This window comes from Streptomyces tagetis, from assembly GCF_018069565.1.
Taxonomy (GTDB): Bacteria; Actinomycetota; Actinomycetes; order Streptomycetales; family Streptomycetaceae; genus Streptomyces; species Streptomyces tagetis.
Genome location: NZ_JAGPNL010000003.1, coordinates 20340 through 41625, shown reverse-complemented (window position 1 = coordinate 41625; position 21286 = coordinate 20340). Strand labels below are relative to the sequence as shown.

Genomic DNA, 21286 nt, shown 5'->3' with positions numbered 1-21286 from the left:
AGTGAACACCCACGATCTTCCCCTCGCCCCGGCCGGAGGCTGCGGAGACGGCTGCGCCTGCGGCGCGGACCCGGACGACGACACGTACATGGAGTGCGGGCTCGACCCGGCGCTCGCCGCCCTTCTCACGGAGGCCGGGCTCGACCCCGTCGAGGTCGAGGACCTCGCGCACGTGGCGCTCCAGGAGGACCTGGCCGACGGCGTGGACGTGACGACCGTCGCCACCATCCCCGAGGAGGCCGTCGCCACCGCCGACTTCACCGCCCGCGAGGCGGGCGTGGTGGCGGGCCTGCGGGTCGCCGAGGCGGTCCTCTCGGTCGTCTGCGCCGACGAGTTCGAGGTCGAGCGGCACGTGGAGGACGGCGACCGGGTGGAGGCCGGACAGCGGCTCCTGTCGGTCACCACCCGCACCCAGGACCTGCTCACCGCCGAGCGCAGCGCCCTCAACCTGCTCTGCCGCATGTCGGGCATCGCGACCGCCACGCGCGCGTGGGCGGACGCCCTGGAGGGCACCAAGGCCCGGGTCCGCGACACCCGCAAGACCACGCCGGGCCTGCGCGCCCTGGAGAAGTACGCGGTGCGCTGCGGCGGCGGCGTCAACCACCGCATGTCCCTGGCGGACGCGGCCCTGGTCAAGGACAACCACGTGATCGCGGCGGGCGGTGTCGCCCAGGCGTTCCGGGCGGTGCGGGAGTCCTTCCCCGAGGTGCCGATCGAGGTCGAGGTCGACACCCTGCACCAGCTCCGCGAGGTCGTGGACGCGGGCGCGGACCTGATCCTGCTGGACAACTTCACGCCGGGCGAGTGCGAGGAGGCGGTGGCCGTCGTCGCGGGCCGGGCCGCGCTGGAGGCATCCGGCCGGCTGACCCTCGGCAACGCCAGGGCGTACGCCGACACCGGCGTCGACTACCTGGCGGTCGGTGCCCTGACCCACTCCTCGCCGATCCTGGACATCGGCCTGGACCTGCGGGCAGCGGAGTAGCGATCATGCTCCTGACGATCGACGTGGGCAACACGCACACGACCCTCGGCCTCTTCGACGGCGAGGACATCGTGGAGCACTGGCGCATCTCCACGGACTCGCGGCGCACCGCCGACGAACTGGCGGTCCTGCTCCACGGCCTGATGGGCATGCACCCGCTCCTCGGCGACGAACTGGGCGACGGCGTCGACGGCATCGCCATCTGCGCGACGGTCCCCTCGGTCCTGCACGAACTGCGCGAGGTCACCCGCCGTTACTACGGCGACGTCCCCGCGGTCCTCGTCGAACCGGGCGTCAAGACCGGCGTGCCGATCCTCACCGACAACCCCAAGGAGGTCGGCGCCGACCGCATCGTCAACGCCGTCGCCGCCGTCGACCTCTACGGCGGCCCGGCGATCGTCGTGGACTTCGGCACGGCGACGACGTTCGACGCGGTCAGCGCGCGCGGGGAGTACGTCGGCGGGGTCATCTCCCCCGGCATCGAGATCTCCGTGGAGGCGCTCGGCGTACGGGGCGCGCAGCTCCGCAAGATCGAGGTGGCCCGCCCGCGCAGCGTGATCGGCAAGAACACGGTCGAGGCGATGCAGGCGGGCATCGTGTACGGGTTCGCCGGGCAGGTCGACGGGGTCGTACGCCGCATGGCGCGCGAGCTGGCCCCCGAACCGGACGACGTCACGGTCATCGCCACCGGGGGGCTCGCGCCCATGGTGCTGGGCGAGGCATCGGTCATCGACGAGCACGAGCCGTGGCTGACCCTGATCGGCCTCCGGCTGGTCTACGAACGCAACGTCTCCCGGCTGTAGCCGGGGCGCCGGTGCCGGGCCGCCGCGCGTGGCCGCGCCGCGGCGTGCGATCCGCCACCCGGTACTCGGTGGGCCGGGTGGGTCCGGGCGTCCGGCGCCGCCGGGTGCCGCCGCGCCCACCCGTGCCGCCCCGGCGGCACGACTGCCCGCGGCTGGGGGCGGCAGTCGGCGGTCGGGCGGCTGCTCGCGGCTGGAGCGGCAGCGCGCCGCTGGGCCGGCAGCGGGCGGTCGGGCGGCTGGCGGCGGCCAAAGCGGCTGGGGCGGCGGGACGGGGCTGGGGCGGCGGCACGGGGCTGGGGCGGGACGGGGCTGGGTGGCGGGGGTGTGATCCGCCACGCCACAGACTCGCCCGTTATGCCAAGTTTGTCTGATTAGCGCGTATCGTCGCCCCATGCCCACGCCCTACGGAACCCGCGGCGGCATGGCGTTCGGCACCGAGGAGCTGCGTGTGCTCCGCCGTGCCCTCGCCCTCGCCCTGAACCCCCGTCCCCTCTCGGCCGAGGACGTCCAGGACTGCCTCCGCCTCGCGGAGTCGCTGGACGAGGCGATGCTCGAAAGCGCCCGGCTGCGCGCCTTCCTCGTGGCCGACCTGGCCCGGTACCGCGCCGCCCTCCCCGGCACCGTCACCGGTTACCTCACCCTCCTGGACGAGGCCCTGACCGCCGGACACCAGCCGGGCCCGGACGACCTCGCCGCGCTCCGGGCGCTGCGCGGCAACCCCACCGCCGCCGCCCTGCTGGCCCGCTGCGCCCCCGTCCTGCCCGCCGCGCGCACCCACCTCCACGCGCTCCCGGGTGGCCGCTGCGCCACGGTCCGGGCCGCCACCGGGCAGCAGGAGAGGGACCCCGCGCGCAAGCCGTCGCCCACCCCGGCCCGGCCCCCCGCGCAGAAACCCGCCCCGAAGCCGGCGCAGAAGCCCGCCGAGCCCCGGCGCCCGGTCCCCACCCCCGGCGAGGTCTTCCCGCGCCGCAAGCCCAAGTCCGCGCCGCCCGCCCCCGGCTCCCGGCACCACCTCGCCGCCGGCTGACGCGGCCTGGCTACCCTGGGTCCATGGACTACGTCTCCGCGCTCCTGCCCCCGGCCGTGATGGCCGTGCTCTTCATCGCCGTGATCAGGGTGATCGTGAAGACCCAGGGCGGCGCCAACAAGGCCAAGGAGGACGCGGCCGTGGACGCCGCCCTCGCGCGGGCGGAGAACACCCGCCCGGCCCAGGCGCACCCGGAAGCCTGACGGCTCCCGGCCCGCGGCGTCCCGAGGGCGCCGCTCCTCGGCCGCGCGTACGCCACGCCTGCCCCATATGCCCCGTTTGCCAGCCAAGCGGGGCATAGTCAGTGTTATGGCACACATGATCCGTGATCTCCGGCTATCGTGCGAAGAGTGCCTCGCCCCTTGGGAGAACTCGAAGACGCGGTCATGACGCGGGTGTGGAAGTGGAACCGCCCGGTGACCGTTCGGGAAGTCCTGGAAGACCTCCAGCGGGAGCGGACCATCGCCTACACCACGGTGATGACCGTGCTGGACAATCTCCATCAGAAGGGCTGGGTCCGCCGGGAGGCGGAAGGCCGGGCCTATCGATATGAGGCGGTCTCCACCCGGGCCGCCTACTCCGCCGCGCTGATGAACGACGCGTGGTCGCAGAGCGACAACCCGGCCGCGGCGCTCGTCGCCTTCTTCGGGATGATGAGCGAGGAACAGCGCGCCGCGCTCAGCGACGCGGTCCGTATGGTCCAGGGCCCGGATACCTCGCCCCCCGAGACACCCCCGGACACGCCTTCCGAGCCCCCTTCCCCGCCCTCTTCCGCGGAGCCTTCCCCACCGCCTTCCGCGGAGCCTTCCCCGCCGCCTTCCCCGGAGTCTTCGGCGCCCCCTTCCCCCGCGCCTTCCGGTGCCGCCCCCAACCCCGGCTCGGTCCCGGACACCGGTGAGCGATAGCGTCCGCTCATGCCAAAAGCCATCACCGTCCGGCGGGCCCGCACCAGCGATGTCCCGGCCGTACGCCGGCTCCTCGACGCGTACGTCCGCGACCGCATCCTGCTCGACAAAGCGATGGTGACTCTTTACGAGCACATCCAGGAGTTCTGGGTGGCCGAACGGGACGACAACGCCGAGGTGGTCGGCTGCGGTGCCCTCCACGTGATGTGGGAAGACCTCGCCGAAGTGCGCACTCTCGCCGTCAAGCCCGGCCTCAAGGGCGCCGGTGTCGGACATCAGTTGCTGGAGAAGTTGCTGCACACCGCGAGGTGGCTCGGTGTTCGCCGGGTTTTCTGTCTCACCTTCGAAGTGGACTTCTTCGCCAAGCACGGCTTCGTGGAGATCGGAGAGACGCCGGTCGACGCCGATGTCTACGCGGAGCTGCTGCGTTCCTATGACGAGGGCGTTGCGGAGTTCCTCGGTCTCGAACGAGTGAAACCCAACACCTTGGGCAACAGCCGGATGCTTCTGCATCTGTGATCGCCCGGCATCGTCCGGGCGCCGCCAAGCCGTCATCCCCTCCGTATCGGCGCCTCATCCCCTCCGTATCGGTGGCCCAGGTTTATTCGACGGGCGGCCGGTTCACGGTTCCCTATGTCCGATACGCGCATCTTCCCGGGCCCGGAGCAGGCTACCGGTCTCCGCCGGGGGTTTGTGTTTTTCCGGCAAAAGCGGTTTGCTTTCCGACGTACTGCTGTACTGCATATAACAAGGGACGGCGATACGGCGGACGCCGGCGGACCTCCGGCCCTCACGTTATCGATGAAAGGAATTGCGGTGGCACAGAAGGTTCAGGTCCTTCTTGTCGATGACCTCGACGGCGGCGAGGCGGACGAGACCGTGACGTTCGCACTGGACGGCAAGACCTACGAGATCGACCTCACGACGGCCAACGCCGACAAGCTGCGCGGACTTCTCGAACCGTATGTGAAGGGCGGCCGGCGCACCGGTGGCCGTGCCTCCGGCGGTCGTGGCAAGGCGCGCGCCGCGGCGGGCGGCAGCCAGGACACCGCGGCGATCCGCGCCTGGGCGAAGCAGAACGGTTACGAGGTCAACGACCGCGGGCGCGTCCCCGCGATCATCCGCGAGGCGTACGAGAAGGCCAACGGCTGATCACCCGGCCCGGGGCACGCCCCCGACCGGCCCGCCCTCAGCGCGTCGCCCGGCCCAGCCGGACCCGGTGGACCCGGGTCGCCAGGGTGTGCAGCAGTCGCGCGAGGTCGGGGGTCTTCGAGCCCCCGGTCCCCGACAGCGACGACAGCGAGGGCAGCGAGTCCTCGACGTCGTACGCCGGATCGGGGGGCCGCAGCCAGTGAGCGGCCCCCTGCGCACCGCCGCCGTCCCCGGCGAGCGGCGGCCCGCCGGCCGGGCCGGCGCCGGGGGGCAGGGGCGCCTCGACGAGACCGCCCGCCCCGACCGGCGTCAGGTCGAGCGGGAGCGAGCCCCACTCCAGCCACTCCAGCAGGCCCGGCAGCTCCTCCGCGCTGCCCGCGGAGACGAGCAGCAGCATCCGCGCGCCCCGCACGGCCACCGGGAAGGGGCGCGTGAGCGGACCCGTCCGGTCCAGTGCCGCGTGACCCGCCTCGGCCGGGACGTCCAGGACGTCGAAGCGGACCCCCGTCCGCAGCCGTACCGGCGCCGCCGGCTCCCCCGGGACCCGGGGCCGGGGCTGAGTGGGCCAGCCGAGCACCTCCTCGTACCACCACCGCACCCGCTCCGGCGTGCCGCCCGCCTCCCGTGGGCGGCGGGGTCCGGGCACCGTGGCGGCCGGGCCGGAAGGCACCGGCGGGGACACGGGTGACGGAAGAGGCGAAGGAGGCGACGGCGGGGGCACGGGGGAGGGGGCGCGGACCATGTCCGGGGAAACCGTCGGACGGACGTCCGAGTTACGCTGGGTGGTGCGGCGATCGCGGGGAGTTCCGGACGAGGGGGCGCACGGAGGTGTGTGACGGCACCGGGTTGTTCGCCCGTAGCGGAGGGAACCGGCGCGCGCGGCATGGACTGTCCGTGCCTGCGGGTAAGACATCCCTAGTGGGAGGGGGCGACACGCAGAATGGGCCGTCTCACGTTCGCCATGGGCGTACTGGCGAGTGGGGTAAGTACCTGGCCTGCGGGAACATCGTCTCGCACCATCGGGTTGTGGCAGATGTCGGCGTTCGGGGTCAGGAGGCCATCGACGGTGTCGGCAGTTGGAATGAGCGGTCCCCGCTTGCGGGACTAAGCTGCGGAAGGACAGGGAGGGGAAGTTCCCCTTACTGCCTGACCGCTCTGAGGAGCGATTAACGATGTTCGAGAGGTTCACCGACCGCGCGCGGCGGGTTGTCGTCCTGGCTCAGGAAGAAGCCCGGATGCTCAACCACAACTACATCGGCACCGAGCACATCCTCCTGGGCCTGATCCACGAGGGTGAGGGTGTCGCCGCCAAGGCCCTTGAGAGCCTCGGGATTTCGCTCGAGGCGGTCCGCCAGCAGGTGGAGGAGATCATCGGCCAGGGCCAGCAGGCCCCGTCGGGTCACATCCCCTTCACCCCCCGTGCCAAGAAGGTCCTGGAGCTGTCGCTCCGGGAGGCCCTTCAGCTCGGTCACAACTACATCGGCACCGAGCACATCCTGCTCGGCCTGATCCGCGAGGGCGAGGGCGTCGCCGCCCAGGTCCTGGTGAAGCTGGGTGCCGACCTCAACCGGGTGCGGCAGCAGGTCATCCAGCTGCTCTCCGGTTACCAGGGCAAGGAGACCGCCACCGCCGGCGGTCCTGCCGAGGGCACCCCCTCCACGTCCCTGGTCCTCGACCAGTTCGGCCGGAACCTCACCCAGGCGGCCCGCGAATCCAAGCTCGACCCGGTCATCGGGCGCGAGAAGGAGATCGAGCGGGTCATGCAGGTGCTGTCCCGCCGCACCAAGAACAACCCGGTGCTGATCGGTGAGCCCGGCGTCGGCAAGACCGCCGTCGTCGAGGGCCTCGCGCAGGCCATCGTCAAGGGCGAGGTGCCCGAGACCCTCAAGGACAAGCACCTCTACACCCTCGACCTCGGCGCGCTGGTGGCCGGCTCCCGCTACCGCGGTGACTTCGAGGAGCGCCTGAAGAAGGTGCTCAAGGAGATCCGCACCCGGGGCGACATCATCCTGTTCATCGACGAGCTGCACACGCTGGTCGGCGCGGGTGCCGCCGAGGGCGCCATCGACGCCGCGTCGATCCTCAAGCCGATGCTGGCCCGCGGTGAGCTGCAGACCATCGGCGCCACCACGCTGGACGAGTACCGCAAGCACCTGGAGAAGGACGCGGCCCTGGAGCGCCGCTTCCAGCCGATCCAGGTCGCGGAGCCGTCCCTGCCGCACACCATCGAGATCCTCAAGGGTCTGCGCGACCGGTACGAGGCCCACCACCGGGTCTCCATCACCGACGAGGCGCTGGTCCAGGCCGCCACCCTGGCCGACCGGTACATCTCGGACCGCTTCCTGCCGGACAAGGCGATCGACCTGATCGACGAGGCCGGCTCCCGGATGCGCATCCGCCGGATGACCGCGCCGCCGGACCTGCGCGAGTTCGACGAGAAGATCGCCAGCGTCCGCCGTGACAAGGAGTCCGCGATCGACTCGCAGGACTTCGAGAAGGCCGCCTCCCTGCGCGACAAGGAGAAGCAGCTCCTCGCCGCCAAGGCCAAGCGGGAGAAGGAGTGGAAGGCCGGCGACATGGACGTCGTCGCCGAGGTCGACGGCGAGCTGATCGCCGAGGTCCTCGCCACGGCCACCGGCATCCCGGTCTTCAAGCTCACCGAGGAGGAGTCGTCCCGCCTGCTGCGCATGGAGGACGAGCTCCACAAGCGGGTCATCGGCCAGATCGACGCCGTCAAGGCGCTGTCCCGGGCGATCCGCCGTACGCGCGCCGGTCTGAAGGACCCGAAGCGCCCCGGTGGCTCGTTCATCTTCGCCGGCCCCTCGGGTGTCGGTAAGACCGAGCTGTCCAAGGCGCTCGCGGAGTTCCTCTTCGGCGACGAGGACGCGCTGATCTCCCTCGACATGTCGGAGTTCAGCGAGAAGCACACGGTCTCGCGCCTCTTCGGCTCGCCCCCCGGCTACGTGGGGTACGAGGAGGGCGGCCAGCTCACGGAGAAGGTCCGCCGCAAGCCGTTCTCGGTCGTCCTCTTCGACGAGGTCGAGAAGGCCCACCCGGACATCTTCAACTCGCTGCTGCAGATCCTGGAGGACGGTCGCCTGACCGACTCCCAGGGCCGGGTCGTGGACTTCAAGAACACGGTCATCATCATGACGACCAACCTCGGCACCCGGGACATCTCCAAGGGCTTCAACCTGGGCTTCGCCGCCGCCGGCGACACGAAGACCAACTACGAGCGCATGAAGAACAAGGTGTCGGACGAGCTGAAGCAGCACTTCCGCCCTGAGTTCCTCAACCGTGTCGACGACGTGGTCGTCTTCCCGCAGCTCACGCAGGCCGACATCCTCGCGATCGTCGACCTGATGATCACCAAGGTGGACGAGCGCCTCAAGGACCGGGACATGGGCATCGAGCTGTCCCAGACCGCGAAGGAGCTGCTGTCCCAGAAGGGCTACGACCCCGTGCTGGGTGCCCGGCCGCTGCGCCGCACCATCCAGCGCGAGATCGAGGACACGCTCTCGGAGAAGATCCTCTTCGGCGAGCTGCGCCCCGGTCACATCGTGGTCGTGGACACCGAGGGCGAGGGCGAGGCCAAGACCTTCACCTTCCGGGGTGAGGAGCAGTCGGCGCTGCCCGACGTCCCGCCGATCGAGCAGGCGGCCGGCGGAGCCGGTCCGAACCTGAGCAAGGAGGCGTGATCCCTCCGGGGTGAGCCGCCGAAAAGGGGCTGTCCCGGGACTCCGGTCCCGGGACAGCCCCTTTTTCCGTGCCGGGTCAGTATTGCTCCAGGGTCACGTCGGCGTGAGGGAAGAGCGGGCGGAAGTCGGCGACCGGGGACCAGTGTCCGTGCCTGCTCCCGAGGGTCACCGAGTGCACGTTGGGGAGCCGGGATGCCAGTGCGGCGAGATGCTCGGTTCCGTCCATCGCGGGGACCCACAGCGTCTCGATGCCGGGCAGCTCCGGCATGCGGCCGATGGAGGCCGGCAAGTTCCGGATGATCGCCGCGTCCAGATGGAGGTGGGTGAGCCCCGGGAGTGCCGCGACCTCGTGCCAGTCGGCCGTGGTCAGTTCCGTGGTCAACGGCCCGAGGCCGAGTGTGCGCAGCGTCTTCCAGCGGCTCAGGCCCAGTAGCCCGGTGGCGTCCGTGCTGTTGCGCCCCAGGAAGAGAAAGCCCAGGGGAGCCTCGGTCGGCAGGGTCTCGGTGAGGCATGTCCCCGGCAGCTCCTGGACCACGGAGAGCATGACGAGCGACGACAGGGCCCGCAGCCCCGTCAGGTCGGCTACCGAGCCGAGGACGAGTTCCTTGAGGGGCAGCGCCGCCAGCGCGTCCAGGCCGGTCGCGTGCGGGCTCTCGGCGTGCGACAGCCGGGTCAGCGAGGTGAGGCGCCGCAGCGGTGCCAGGTCCGTCAGCACCGGGTTCCGCTCGATGCGCAGCGTGGTCACCGCCTCCGGCTCCGGTACGGCGGCCACGATGTCCTCGGCCCGGTGCGGGCCCGAGAAGCGCAGCCCGGCCCAGGGGCGCATCCCGGCGAGCGCGGCGCGCTGGGCGGGCGTCTCGCAGTCGAGGAAGAGGTCCGTACGGTCGAGGTGGTCCAGGACCTCGGCCGCGTACCGCGCGGTGTCGAAGCGGTGCCAGGTGCCCGCGAGCTGCCGCCGCACGCCGAGGTCCGGGTGGTCCCGGAAGCGGCGCAGTACGGCGAGGGCCCCGTCGGGTTCCTCCTGGCCCAGGACCGAAGCGGTGACGGTGACGCACCGCGCCTCCTCGGCGGTCAGCCCCTCGGGCCCCGGCAGCAGCTCCAGCACCAGCGGACCGGCCGCCGCCAGCTCCCGCGCCGCCTCGGTGGTGCGCGGCGGGATCAGCCCGGCCGCCCGCCGCTCCACCTCCGCGCGCACCGCCGGGTCCAGGGCGGTGGCGTGCTCCAGGCAGGCCAGGGCGAGCAGGGTGAGCCGGGGCGAGCCCTCGGCGGGCAGACCCCGCAGCAGGGCGACGCGTTCGCGGGGCCGGGCGTGGGCGACGGCCATGCGGATCACGTCCTCCCACTGGGTGTCCCCGGCCCGGCTGGTGAGGACGTCGAGGTGGCCTTCCTCCACGGCGTGGCGGGCGGCCAGGTAGTCCTGGAAGGTGCGGTGGACGAAGTCGAGGGTGTCCTCGGCGGGATGGCGCAGCACGCCGCTGCGCAGCAGCAGGGACCGCAGCACCGTCGGGGCGTCGCAGAACCCGGCCGGTGCCAGGGTGGGCAGGGCGCGCTCCACGATCCGCTCGGCCGTCTCCAGCCCCATTTCGCTGCGACCGCTCAACACCAGGGCGTAGGCGAGGCGTTGGAGGAGTTCGAGCTGTGCCTCCTCGCCGAGGTCGGGGCCGTCGCCCGTGCCGAGGCCGCGTTCGCGGTCCCGGCGGGTGAGGAGCATGGCGAGGGCGGCGTCGTACAACTCCTTGCGGCCGGTGGGGAGGTAGCCGCGCCGCTCGCGGTGCAGGGCGCAGACCAGGCCGCACATCAGCGGGTTGGTGACGAGGCGGGCCAGGTCCCGTTTGGTGCGCAGGGAGTCGAGCAGCCGCTGTTCGTACTCGGGGGCGCGGGCGGCCTCGTGCCAGCGGTGGACGAAGGTGGCGACCTCCGCGTGGCCCATGGGAGCCAGGGAGAGTTCCCAGAAGCCCTCCGTGGCCAGCCAGTCGGCGCGTACGGCGGTGGGGCGGGTGGTCAGCAGCCAGCGGTTGCCGGGGTAGGCGTGCAGGAGGCCGCGCAGCCAGTGCCGGGTGGCGTGCCGGTCGGCCGCCGGGATCTCGTCCAGGCCGTCGACGAGGACCAGGGCGCGGCCTTCGGTCAGGACGCGTTCCGCCCAGCCCTCCGGCGGGGTCAGCGGGCAGCCCGCCGCGCTCAGGAAGGCCGCGGGGGCGGGCAGCGGGCCGGTGCGGATCAGGGTGCGCAGCGGGAGGACGTAGGGGATGCGCGTGCCCTCCCGGGCGGCGGTCACCGCCAGCCACTGGGCGAGGGTCGTCTTGCCGGAGCCCGCGTCGCCCCGGAGCAGTACGCGGGGCTCCTGGTCGAGCGTCCGGTCGGCGGGGAGCCGCCGGGCGCGGGCGGGCGGGCCCTCGCCGGGGCGCGCGGGGTCCCGGTCGCCGGGTTCCTCGTGGTCGGCGGTGGCCTCCAGGGTGAGGTAGGCCACCTCCAGCGGCCAGCGGTCGGGGGAGTCGCGCAGGTCGATGCCGTAGATGGTGAGGTGGTCGTGACGTTCGGCGACGTAGGGCAGGTAGCGGCGTTCGAAGGCGGTGTCGTGGGCGGCCGGGCGCGGGATGCGGAGGATCAACTCGTCGATTTTTGCGATGAGTTCGGTTTGCCGGCGGGTCTGCTCGACGAGGGTGCGGGCGACGAAGGCGGAGCGCCGGGTGAAGAACTCCAGGATGTGCAGGCAGGCCCACTCGGTCGCGGAGTCGAGGAAGTACCCGGCGTCGGCGGAGAGGCCGTCGGCGGCCCCGGGGCGGCGCAGTCGTGCGGCCAGTTTGCGGTGGCCCAGGCCGACGGCCTGGACGTCGTCCATGTCCAGGTCGCCGAGGGCGAGCAGGCGGGCGGTGAGGGCGTCGGCGACGGCGGTCTCCTCGTCGCGGGGGAAGGGCGCCTCGCCCCGGGAGTCCAGGGTCGCCCCGACCAGGCGCGCGGCGAGCCGGCGCACCTCCTTCTCGCCGAGGACGCGCCGCTCGCCGCGGAAGGAGACCAGGTGCGTGAGGCGGACGGGCCGCTCGACCAGGCCGGCGCCGGGGCCGTCCGGCACGAAGAGCTTCCTGATCAGCGGTGCGATGAGCGGGGAGGCCAACTTCCCGCCGAGTACGACTGGTTCCATCCCGCCGGTTCCTCCCCCGTGGCCCGTGACGAGGGGGAGCCTATCGGGCCCCCGGGGCGGGTGACGGGCGTGGCGCCGGTCACGTTCCGGGGTGGTGAACGGCCGCTGCGGGGCCGCGATTTACCGCCGGGGGCGAGTAGCCCCCGTCACATCCGGGGGTCCTTCGATCATGGCTCGCGGTGACATGGGGCACAGGCGATCCGGGGGGTACTACGGGGAATAGTCGACGCGGCGGGGGCCGGGGAAACCGGCATACCGGACCAAGGCGGGGCTGGGCCGGCGGGGCTCTGAGCTGCTTCTGTCCGAAAAGACGGATCTGTCATCACTCGGGAAGTTTCACCCTGAACTACGAAAAACGGTCGTAGGTCACACCTTTGTGCTGGTTCGCCCCCTCGGGTTACCAAGGTGGAGCCCGCCGGGAGAGCGTCCCGAACGTTCACCGGAGGGCGTCCCCCTGACCCCGTCCCCATGAGGTTCGAATGTTCCCGCGCGTCACGTCCCGTCTGCCCCGTCCGACCACCCTGCGCAGCCGTGCGGCCCTGATGGCCGCCGGAATCGGCGCCTCGGTCGCGCTGGGCTCCGGGGTCGCGGCTGCCGCCGGCACCTCGGCGGCTCCCAGCACCTCCACCGCCGCAAGCTCCGTCCAGGCGCAGGCCCAGGCCCAGGCCAAGGCCGCGCAGACCGCCAAGGCCGGCAAGTCGGCGCAGACCGCGAAGGCCCCGTCCGCCGCCACGAAGAAGACCGCCTCCTGGGTGGACCCGGTCGCGAAGTACTCGCTCACCGCGAGCTTCGCGCAGAACGGTGGCATGTGGGCGTCCAAGCACAGCGGCCAGGACTTCGCCGTGCCGGTCGGCACCGATGTCGTCGCCGTCCACGGCGGCACCGTGGTCAAGGCCGGCGGCAACGGCGCCGGCGACGGCCCCGCCTACGGCAACGCCGTCGTCATCAAGCACGGCAGCGGCACGTACTCCCAGTACGCCCACCTGTCCCGGGTCGACGTGAAGGTCGGCCAGGTCGTCAAGACCGGCCAGCACATCGCGAAGTCCGGCAACACGGGCAACTCCAGCGGTCCGCACCTGCACTTCGAGATCCGTACCACCCCGAACTACGGCTCGGCCGTGGACCCGGTCGCCTTCCTGCGCGGCAAGGGCGTCACCGTCTGACGCACGCCCCCGGTCAGGCGCCCGGGACCGCTCCCCGGTGCGCCTGCGCCACCAGATCGGTGGCGACCTCCAGAACCGCCGCACGCCTCTTGGCCGGATCGTCCTCCAGATCCTGGAGGACGAACATCCCGGCGTGCAGCGTGAAGAGAGCACTCACACAGCGGACCTGGTCGACCAGGTCCGCTTCGGGGTCGATGAGGATGTCCCGCAGGCCCAGCATCCGGTGCTTGAACATCTCGCCGATGCGCAGCTCGCGGATGGCGGCCTGGTTCTCCTGCATGAAGCGGAAGAGCGGGGCCGCGCCGGCCAGCACCTCGCAGTAGCGGCGGACGATCTCCTGCTTCGTCTCCAGGGAGTGCGGCTGCTCGCGCCCCCAGGCGATGAGGTCCCCGATGGGCCGGGTGAGATCCTCGAAGATGCTGACGAGGATCTCTTCCTTGGTCTTGAAGTGGTAGTACAGCGCCGCCTTGGTGACGTCCAGGTGCTCGGCGATCTCCCGCAGCGAGGTCTTCTCGTAGCCCTGCTCGGCGAAGAGCTCCAGCGCCACGTCCTGGATGCGCTGACGGGTGTCCCCGCGTCTGCGCTGTTGCCGCCTGGTGCCGTCCATCGTGCCGCTCATCCTCCTACGCCACCTCCTGCCCCGCGCACTTTCCGGAAAACTTACTTGACGACCGGCTAGTTACGGGTCTACCGTCCCGAGTCTAGTCAACTTGCCGGGCGGCAAGTAAGTACGGGTGAGGACCCGGGGGAGAGGGAGTCATGGCGGAGACACAGGCGGCCGGGGCCGCCGTCGCCGGAGAAGAGACCGGCGGCAGGCAGCCGCGGAGCGTGCGGGTGGTCCTGCTCGCGCTCATGATCGCGATGATGCTCGCCATGCTCGACAACATGATCATCGGCACCGCGATGCCGACGATCGTCGGCGAGCTGGGCGGGCTGGAGCACCTCTCCTGGGTCGTCACCGCCTACACCCTGGCCACCGCGGCCTCCACCCCGCTGTGGGGCAAGCTCGGTGACATGTACGGGCGCAAGGGCTCGTTCATGACCTCGATCGTGATCTTCCTGGCCGGCTCCGCGCTGAGCGGCATGGCCCAGGACATGGGCCAGCTCATCGGCTTCCGCGCGGTCCAGGGCCTCGGCGCCGGCGGACTGATGGTCGGCGTGATGGCGATCATCGGCGACCTGATCCCGCCCCGCGAGCGCGGCAAGTACCAGGGCATGATGGCCGGCGTCATGGCGCTCGCCATGATCGGCGGACCGCTGGTCGGCGGCACCATCACCGACCACTGGGGCTGGCGCTGGGCCTTCTACATCAACCTGCCGCTCGGCGCGCTCGCGCTCGTCGCCATCAGCGTCGTCCTGCACCTGCCGAAGAAGCGGGCCACCGCGCGGATCGACTACCTGGGCGCCGTACTGCTCACCGTCGGCATCACCTCCATCGTGCTCGTCACCACCTGGGGCGGCACGGAGTACGCCTGGACCTCCGCGCGGATCATGGAGCTGGCCGGCATCGGCGTCGCCGCGCTGGTCGGCTTCGGCTTCTGGCAGACCCGGGCGGCCGAGCCGATCGTGCCGCTGCACATCTTCCGCAGCCGCAACTTCACGCTGATGTCCGTCATCGGCTTCATCACCGGCTTCGTGATGTTCGGCGCCACGCTCTTCCTGCCGCTGTACCAGCAGGCCGTGCAGGGCGCGTCCGCCACCAACTCCGGGCTGCTCCTCCTGCCGATGCTCGGCGCGATGCTGGTCACCTCGCTCGTCGCCGGGCGGGTGACCACGAGCACCGGCCGCTACAAGGTCTTCCCGGTGGCGGGCGGCGCGCTCATGGCCGTCGGGCTGTACCTGCTCTCGCTGATGGACACCGAGACCAGCCGGTTCACCTCCGGCGTGTACATGGCCGTCGTCGGCCTCGGCATGGGCTGCCTGATGCAGATCACCATGCTGGTGGCGCAGAACAGCGTGGAGATGAAGGACATGGGCGTCGCCTCCTCGTCGACGACCCTCTTCCGTACGGTCGGCTCCTCCTTCGGCGTCGCGATCATGGGCGCGCTCTTCAACCACCGCGTCCAGGACGTCATGACCGAGAAGGCCGGTGCGCTGGGCTCCCAGGTCACCGAGCAGTCGGCCCAGCTCGACGCCACCAGCCTTGCCAAGCTGCCGGTCCCGGTGCGGGAGGCGTACCAGTACGCGGTCTCCTCCGGCACCCACGGGGCGTTCCTGCTCGGCGCGGTGGTGGCGGTGGTGGCGCTGGTCGCGGCGGTCTTCGTCAAGGAGGTCCCGCTGAAGGGCGCGGGCCCGAAGCAGGCCGAGACCCCGGCGCCGCAGGCCACGGTGGCCGAGCCGGCCTGATCCACGAGGGAGTGCGCGAGGGCCCCTGGGACGTCCCAGGGGCCCTCGCGCACTCCCGTGAAGCTCCGGCTCAGGGGGTTCGTACGTCTCTCACGGCAGCCGGGGCAGCGGATGGCTCCCGGTGTTGGTGGGGGCGTGTTCCGGGAGCCACAGGACGGCCGCCGCGCCCTCGGGGGGCTCCTCCTCGGCCGCCCCCGGCGGGCGGACGTTGCGGAAGGTGAGCCGGGCGCCCAGCACCCGGGCCTGACCGGCCGCGATGGTCAGCCCCAGCCCGTGCCCGCGCCCCGCCCGGTCCCGGCTGCCGGTGCGGAAGCGGCTCGGGCCCTCCGCGAGCAGCTCCTCCGGGAAGCCGGGCCCGTGGTCGCGGACCCGGATCACCCGGCCCTCGACGGTGACCTCCACCGGCGGACGGCCGTGCCGGGCGGCGTTGGCGAGCAGGTTGGACAGCACCCGCTCCAGCCGGCGCGGGTCGGTGGTCACCTCCGACTCGTGCACCACCCGCACCCGGGCCCGCGGGTCCCGCGCCGCCACCCGCCGGGTGACGAAGTCGCCCAGCACGATGTCCTGGAGTTCGGCCCGTTCCGAGGCCCCGTCGAGCCGGGCCACCTCCAGCACGTCCTCCACGAGCGTGCGCAGCGCCTCCGCCCGGTCCTGCACCAGCTCGGTGGGCCTGCCCGGCGGCAGCAGCTCGGCCGCCGTGAGCAGTCCGGTCACCGGCGTGCGCAGCTCGTGCGCGATGTCCGCGGTGACCCGGCGCTCGGCCTCCAGCCGCTGCTGGAGGGCGTCCGCCATCGCGTCCACGGCGCTGGCCAGGTCGTCCGTCTCGTCCCGCACCACCCCGCCTATCGCGTCCCGCACCCGTACGTCCGGCTCGCCCCCGGCGACCCGGTGCGCCGCGGCGGCGGCCTTGCGCAGCCGCCGGGAGAGGTGCCCGCCGATCAGCACGCCGAGCGCGCTGCCGCCGAGGACGACCGCGATGGAACCGATCACCAGCGCCTGGTCGAGGTCGGAGAGGATGTCGGAGCTGCGGTCGGTGAAGCCGGTGTGCAACGACATCACGTGCCCGTCCTTGAGCGGCACCGCCGCCCAGATCTCCGTGGCACCGCCCGGCCGGTCGGCGACGTAGGTCGCGCGCCGGCCCGCCTCCACCTTGCGGCGCAGCTCCTCGGGGAGGCCGGGGTCGTCGATCCGGGTGTTGGGGAAGTTCAGCCGCCCCGACAGCTCGTAGTTGCGCTGCGCGACCAGGACCCGTTCGTCGGCCAGGTCGCGCGCGTTGTCCAGCATCGACACCCGGGCCGCGTTGTGCACCACCAGGCTCAGCGCTATCGCCACCAGCGCGCCGACCAGCGCGATCGCCGCGCTGAGCTTCCAGCGCAGCCCCGTACGGATGCCCGCGCGCTCGGCCGCGGCGGCGGCCCTCGGCCGGAAGTACCCCCGCATGACCCCGCTCAGGCCCTCAGCTTGTAGCCGAAGCCGCGGACCGTCTCGATGCGGTCCTGGCCGATCTTGCCCCGCAGCCGCTGCACGTGGACGTCGACGACCCGGGTGTCCCCGCCCCAGCCGTACTCCCAGACGCGTTCCAGCAGCCGGTCGCGGGAGAGCACGGTGCCCGGGGCGGTGGAGAACTCCAGCAGCAGCCGCATCTCGGTCGGGGTGAGCGCCACCGGCCGCCCGGCGCGGCGCACCTCCATGCCGTCGGTGTCGACCTCCAGCTCGCCGAAGGTCAGCACCCCGCCGACCGGCGGACCGTCCGCGTCCGCCCGGTCGCCGCCGCCGGCGTGGCCGAAGCGGCGCAGCACCGCGCGGATGCGGGCGACCAGGACCGCGCCGTCGAAGGGCTTGGTGACGTAGTCGTCCGCGCCCGCCTCCAGGCCGAGGACCACGTCGATGGAGTCCGCCCGCGCCGACACCATGATCACCGGCACGGTGGACTCGTCCCGGATGCGGCGGCACAGGCTGACCCCGTCCATCCCCGGCACCATCACGTCCAGCAGCGCGATGTCCGGCCGGTCGGCCCGGAACGCCTCCAGCCCCGACAGCCCGTCGGGCATCGCGGTGACCGCGAAGCCGACCCGCTCCAGGGCGAGCTGGGTCGCCTCGCGGATGACGTCGTCGTCCTCGACGAACAGGACGTGCGTCTGGTCTGCCATCCCGGTGCTCTCAGTCCTCGTGGCCGATGTGGTCGGTGCGGTCGGTGCGGTCGCTGTGGGTGGTGCGGGTGGTGCGGTCGGTGCGGTCGGTGGGCTCAGGGGGCCGGGACCGGGCTCGGCACGGTCCCGACGGCGTTGCTGTAGTCGTTGTGCGTACGGTGCTCCTCCGTGAAGTGGTCCGCCGACCAGCGGTACGTGATCACGTTCTCGCCGGACGGGTCGGACACCGGGTCGCCCCTCTCGTAGACCTGCTTGGTGACCACCAGGTCGCCCCGGTCGATCTCGGCGTAGACCGGGGGTTCCTCGGAGCGGAAGACGTTCCGGTACCCGCCGTCCTGCTCGCGGTACACATAGCTGCCCACCCCCACCGCGTCCCCGCAGGTCAGTACGTTGACCACGACGTCCTGGGCCACTCCGTCGGTCAGGTCGCCGTAGGAGACGTCGACCGGGTACTCGTCGGCGACGCAGGGCTTCAGCTCCCGCTTGACCGCCGTGGAGACCCGGGGGTCGGACTTGACCAGGCGGACCGCGTCGACCCGGTCGGGGACCCCGGAGGGCGTGGGCACGGGGGAGGGCGTCGCGACGGGGGAGGCCGTGGCCACGCCGGCCGCCGCCTCCGCGTGCGCCGGGCCCTCGTCACGTGCGCCGGTGCCGCCCGCCCCGCAGCCGGACAGCAGCACGCCGAGGGCGACGAACACGACCACCGTCGCACTCGCCGCCCCTGCCGTCCTCCCGGTCCCCCCGAGGGTCCGGCCGGCACTCAGGCCGCGCACCGCTCCCGCTCCTCACGCTCCAGCGCGCATGCTTCCCGCTCGCGGGAGACCAGCTCCTCGCGGAGCCGGGCGAGCGCCCGGTGCAGCGTGCTCTTCACCGTTCCGGCGGACATGCCGAGGGCCTCGGCCGTCTCCTCCGTCGTCATCTGCTCCCAGTGTCGCAGCACCACGACGCTGCGCTGCTTGGGGGCGAGCACCTTGAGGACGTCCATCAGCAGGGCGCGGTCCGCGCACTGCTCGGCGGAGTCGTCCACGCACCGCTCGGGAAGCTGCTCGGTCGGCACCTCGTCCAGCTTCCGCGCCCGCCACCACTCGGTCCGGGTGTTGATCATCACCCGGCGCAGGTAGGCGTCGGCCAGCCGCTTGTCGGCGATGCCGTCCCAGCGGCCGTACGTGCGGGCCAGCGCGGTCTGGAGCAGGTCCTGGGCGTCGACCGGGTCCGGGACGAGCCGGCGTGCGCTGCGCAGCAGCGCCTCCTGCCGGGTGCGGACGTACTCCTCGAATGCGAGCACCTCGCCCTGCGCCATGGTCAACCGCCTTCCGGTCCCCGTCCGGCGGTCTGGTCACCCGCCGGGTCTCCCCTGCCCCGGCCCTCGGCCGGCGGCGTGGGCCCGCCGGTCCGAAGCGGCCGGCGGGCTCGCAGACGACGCTAGGGAAGCGTTGTCACGGGGCTGTGCGCAGCACCCTGCGGGTACCGCTCGGCTGCCCGACGGTTGTGTAACGGAAGTAGGGGACGGGTAAGGCCGTGGGCCGGCCCGTCCCGGTACGGGGTGGTATGCGGGGCCGGCCGGGGCGGGTCAGGTCAGCGGGAGCCGGTACAGGCCGTCGGCGAGCGGCTCGACCAGTCCGTCGGCGACCAGTCCGTCCAGCGCGCGGGCGCGCTGGACCGGCTCGTGCCACACCCGCTCCAGCGCCGAGCGCGGCACCGGGGCACGGGACTCCCGCAGCACCGCGAGGAGCCGGCCGCGCACCTGCCGGTCGGTGCCCGCGTAGGTCTGGGTGCGGCGCGGCGGGCCCTCGTGGGCGGGCTTGCCGGCCAGGTTCCAGGCGCACTGGGCCGTGATCGGGCAGCGGTGGCAGGACTCGTTGCGGGCGGTGCACACCAGCGCGCCCAGCTCCATCGAGGCGGCGGCCCAGCGGGCGGCGGTCGCCTCGTCCTCGGGGAGCAGCGCGCGGGCGAGCCGGCGTTCGGCGGCGGTGGTGGCGGTCGGCGGGTACTGCGCGCCGCCGACCGCGCGGGCGAAGACCCGGCGGACGTTGGTGTCCAGCACCGCGTGCCGCTGGCCGTAGGCGAAGGACGCGACCGCGGCGGCCGTGTACTCGCCGATGCCGGGCAGCGCGAGCAGTTGGGCGTGGTCGGCGGGGACGTCGCCGCCGTGCCGTTCCGTTATGGCGACGGCGGCGCCGTGCAGCCGCAGGGCGCGGCGCGGGTAGCCGAGCCGGCCCCAGGCGCGGACGGCTTCGCCGGGGGCCTCGGCGGCGAGGTCGGCGGGGCGCGGCCAGCGGGCCAGCCACTGTTCGTAGACGGGCAGGACGCGGTTCACCGGCGTCTGCTGGAGCATGAACTCACTGACCATCACCCCCCAGGCACCGGCCTCCGGACGCCGCCACGGCAGATCGCGGGCGTGTTCGTCGAACCATTCGATGACGGGGGAGTGCAGCGGCTCGCCGGACACGGTGCGCGCGGCTGCCGGTGCGGAGTCGGACACGGCGGCGGACACCCGGAGGCCGGGGTCGGCGGGGCCGTGGTGCGAGGGCTTCGTGGGCGCAGTCATGACCCTGAGATCCTGCCACGGCCCCCCGGACGCGATGAGGGACCACCACCCGATGGAGGGCACGCCCCGGCGCGGTCGGCCCCATCCCGTCCCACAGCCGGCGGTACGGGGGCCCTGCCGGGCGGGGGCGGGTCCCCCCTGCCGGGCGGGGGTGAGGTCAGCGGCCTGCGGGGCGTGGCCGCGCCGCGTCGTGGGGGCGCCGGGGGTGGGAGCCGCCCTGGGCGGGCGGCGGGGTCCGGCAGGGGCGGGCCGGGGGCGAGGGCTCCGGGCCCGCCCGGTGCCGTGGTCGCCCCGTCCGTCCGGGGCCGGGGAGTGGCGCAGGGCGTGTGGTGGGGCGTGGGCCGGGCGGGCCGGGGCGTCCAGTCCGGAGTCCGGTGGGCGGAGGCGACCCCGCCGGGCGGGGCCTCGGCGCCGTGCGGCGGGGCGTACCCGGCGGGGCGAGGGGCCTCGGCCTCGGGCGTCCGGGGGCGGACCCACGCGGGCGGGGGCCGGTCCTCGGGAGCGGGGGCGGGGGCGGGGCGGGGGCGCGTCCGTGGCGGTCGCGCCGCCGTCGGCCGGCGAGCCCCCGGTCCTGCGGGGCGGCCCCCCGCAGGACCCTGGCGCGGCCCCGCGGGGGACGGCACCCGGTGGCCCGGGGACGCCGGCTGTCGTTCGGGTGTCAGCGGCGGGCGTGGGCCGCGTGCCGGCTGGGGCGGGCCGTGGCCGTCGCGCCGGGGCCGGTCAGCCAGCGGGCGGCCGAGGACGACGAGGCGCGCATCGTCTCCGTCAGCCGGGCCACCGGCCCCGTGCCCACGCGGACCGCGAGGAAGGCGAGGAGCACGCCGAAGAGCAGGCCGGCGGCGACGTCGTGCGGGTAGTGCACGCCGACGAAGACCCGGGAGAAGGCCATCAGCAGGGCCATCGGGGCGGTCAGCCAGACCAGCGCGCGCCGGACCAGGACCAGCGTCACCGCGGCGCCGCCCGCGATCGTGGAGTGGTTGCTCGGGAAGGACCAGTCACCGGTCGGCGGGCAGGTGATGAGGGACGGAAGCGCGTCGGGGACCGCGCGGCAGGGCCGTTCCTCGGTTATCACCGACTTGAGCAGTTCGCTGCACACGTACGCCACAGCCGTGGCCACGGGTGCAAGGGCTGCGATCGCGAACGCGCGCGAGTCGGCGTGCCGGGCCCGCCACCAGAAGATGACGAACAGTACGCCGAACACCAGGAGTCCGGCTTCCGTCCACGCCTCTGCCGTGCGCTGCACCCATACCGGGGTGTCGTGGGCGAAACCGGTGATGTCGCGGTAGAGATCGTTGTCCTCGAAGGTCATGGAGGCAGAGCGTATGCGGTCCGGTGACACGGTCACAGCCGCGACCGTCCGCCGCGGGCGCGGG

Annotated in this window: 19 protein-coding genes; 10 read left to right on the top strand and 9 right to left on the bottom strand. The window is 72.9% G+C overall.

Going from position 1 to position 21286, the window contains the following annotated elements:
* The first annotated feature begins 1 nt into the window (after position 1).
* From nadC to J5Y05_RS12235, 7 genes are all read left to right on the top strand, one after another.
* A complete protein-coding gene (gene nadC / locus J5Y05_RS12265; protein WP_210872711.1) occupies positions 2–982 on the top strand; it encodes a carboxylating nicotinate-nucleotide diphosphorylase in 981 nt (326 codons plus the stop codon).
* A gap of 5 nt (positions 983–987) precedes the next feature.
* Positions 988–1785, top strand: a complete 798-nt coding sequence (locus J5Y05_RS12260; RefSeq protein WP_210871556.1) for a type III pantothenate kinase — start codon at positions 988–990, stop codon at positions 1783–1785.
* Positions 1786–2176: 391 nt separating this feature from the next.
* On the top strand, positions 2177–2812 hold the full coding sequence (locus J5Y05_RS12255) for a hypothetical protein (protein WP_247614610.1): 636 nt from the start codon (positions 2177–2179) through the stop codon (positions 2810–2812).
* A 23-nt stretch (positions 2813–2835) separates the two neighbouring features.
* Positions 2836–3015: a hypothetical protein gene (locus tag J5Y05_RS12250; RefSeq protein WP_210871554.1), complete on the top strand. Its 180-nt coding sequence runs from the start codon at positions 2836–2838 to the stop codon at positions 3013–3015.
* 183 nt (positions 3016–3198) lie between these two features.
* Entirely contained in the window at positions 3199–3717 is a 519-nt protein-coding gene (locus J5Y05_RS12245) for a BlaI/MecI/CopY family transcriptional regulator (RefSeq protein WP_247614652.1), read from the top strand.
* A gap of 9 nt (positions 3718–3726) precedes the next feature.
* The gene (locus tag J5Y05_RS12240) at positions 3727–4236 is read left to right on the top strand and encodes an amino-acid N-acetyltransferase (RefSeq protein ID WP_210871550.1); all 510 of its coding nucleotides are present in this window, start codon (positions 3727–3729) and stop codon (positions 4234–4236) included.
* A 297-nt stretch (positions 4237–4533) separates the two neighbouring features.
* Positions 4534–4869, top strand: a complete 336-nt coding sequence (locus tag J5Y05_RS12235) for a histone-like nucleoid-structuring protein Lsr2 (protein WP_210871548.1) — start codon at positions 4534–4536, stop codon at positions 4867–4869.
* A gap of 37 nt (positions 4870–4906) precedes the next feature.
* Here the strand turns inward: J5Y05_RS12235 and J5Y05_RS12230 are convergent, their stop codons facing one another.
* Entirely contained in the window at positions 4907–5611 is a 705-nt protein-coding gene (locus tag J5Y05_RS12230; protein WP_247614609.1) for an SCO3374 family protein, read from the bottom strand.
* Positions 5612–6041: 430 nt separating this feature from the next.
* Between J5Y05_RS12230 and J5Y05_RS12225 the strand changes: the two genes are divergently transcribed.
* The gene (locus J5Y05_RS12225; protein ID WP_210871544.1) at positions 6042–8567 is read left to right on the top strand and encodes an ATP-dependent Clp protease ATP-binding subunit; all 2526 of its coding nucleotides are present in this window, start codon (positions 6042–6044) and stop codon (positions 8565–8567) included.
* Positions 8568–8643: 76 nt separating this feature from the next.
* Here J5Y05_RS12225 and J5Y05_RS12220 read toward each other — a convergent pair whose 3' ends face one another.
* A complete protein-coding gene (locus J5Y05_RS12220) occupies positions 8644–11706 on the bottom strand; it encodes an NACHT domain-containing protein (protein ID WP_210871541.1) in 3063 nt (1020 codons plus the stop codon).
* A 479-nt stretch (positions 11707–12185) separates the two neighbouring features.
* Here J5Y05_RS12220 and J5Y05_RS12215 point away from each other — a divergent pair, with 479 nt between their 5' ends.
* Positions 12186–12869 (top strand): M23 family metallopeptidase, encoded by a 684-nt coding sequence (locus tag J5Y05_RS12215; RefSeq protein WP_210871539.1) that lies wholly within the window; start codon positions 12186–12188, stop codon positions 12867–12869.
* 13 nt (positions 12870–12882) lie between these two features.
* Here J5Y05_RS12215 and J5Y05_RS12210 read toward each other — a convergent pair whose 3' ends face one another.
* Positions 12883–13488 (bottom strand): TetR/AcrR family transcriptional regulator, encoded by a 606-nt coding sequence (locus tag J5Y05_RS12210; protein WP_210871537.1) that lies wholly within the window; start codon positions 13486–13488, stop codon positions 12883–12885.
* 140 nt (positions 13489–13628) lie between these two features.
* On the opposite strand from J5Y05_RS12210, the gene J5Y05_RS12205 reads away from it, so the two are divergent.
* Positions 13629–15215: an MDR family MFS transporter gene (locus tag J5Y05_RS12205; RefSeq protein ID WP_210871534.1), complete on the top strand. Its 1587-nt coding sequence runs from the start codon at positions 13629–13631 to the stop codon at positions 15213–15215.
* Positions 15216–15305: 90 nt separating this feature from the next.
* Here the strand turns inward: J5Y05_RS12205 and cseC are convergent, their stop codons facing one another.
* The 6 genes from cseC to J5Y05_RS12175 form a co-directional block, all read right to left on the bottom strand.
* Positions 15306–16655: a two-component system sensor histidine kinase CseC gene (cseC, locus tag J5Y05_RS12200; protein WP_210871532.1), complete on the bottom strand. Its 1350-nt coding sequence runs from the start codon at positions 16653–16655 to the stop codon at positions 15306–15308.
* 8 nt (positions 16656–16663) lie between these two features.
* Positions 16664–17365, bottom strand: coding sequence for a two-component system response regulator CseB (cseB, locus tag J5Y05_RS12195; RefSeq protein WP_210871530.1), 702 nt, complete (start codon positions 17363–17365; stop codon positions 16664–16666).
* A 95-nt stretch (positions 17366–17460) separates the two neighbouring features.
* Positions 17461–18138 carry a hypothetical protein gene (locus J5Y05_RS12190; RefSeq protein ID WP_372450483.1) on the bottom strand — a complete coding sequence of 226 codons (678 nt, stop codon included), beginning with the start codon at positions 18136–18138 and terminating at the stop codon, positions 17461–17463.
* On the bottom strand, positions 18126–18665 hold the full coding sequence (locus J5Y05_RS12185; RefSeq protein WP_210871528.1) for a SigE family RNA polymerase sigma factor: 540 nt from the start codon (positions 18663–18665) through the stop codon (positions 18126–18128). Before J5Y05_RS12185 ends, J5Y05_RS12190 begins: the two co-directional genes overlap by 13 nt.
* Before the next feature lie 270 nt (positions 18666–18935).
* Positions 18936–19913 (bottom strand): HhH-GPD family protein, encoded by a 978-nt coding sequence (locus J5Y05_RS12180; RefSeq protein WP_210871526.1) that lies wholly within the window; start codon positions 19911–19913, stop codon positions 18936–18938.
* A 658-nt stretch (positions 19914–20571) separates the two neighbouring features.
* Positions 20572–21222: a phosphatase PAP2 family protein gene (locus J5Y05_RS12175; protein WP_210871524.1), complete on the bottom strand. Its 651-nt coding sequence runs from the start codon at positions 21220–21222 to the stop codon at positions 20572–20574.
* Between the last annotated feature and the right edge of the window lie 64 nt (positions 21223–21286).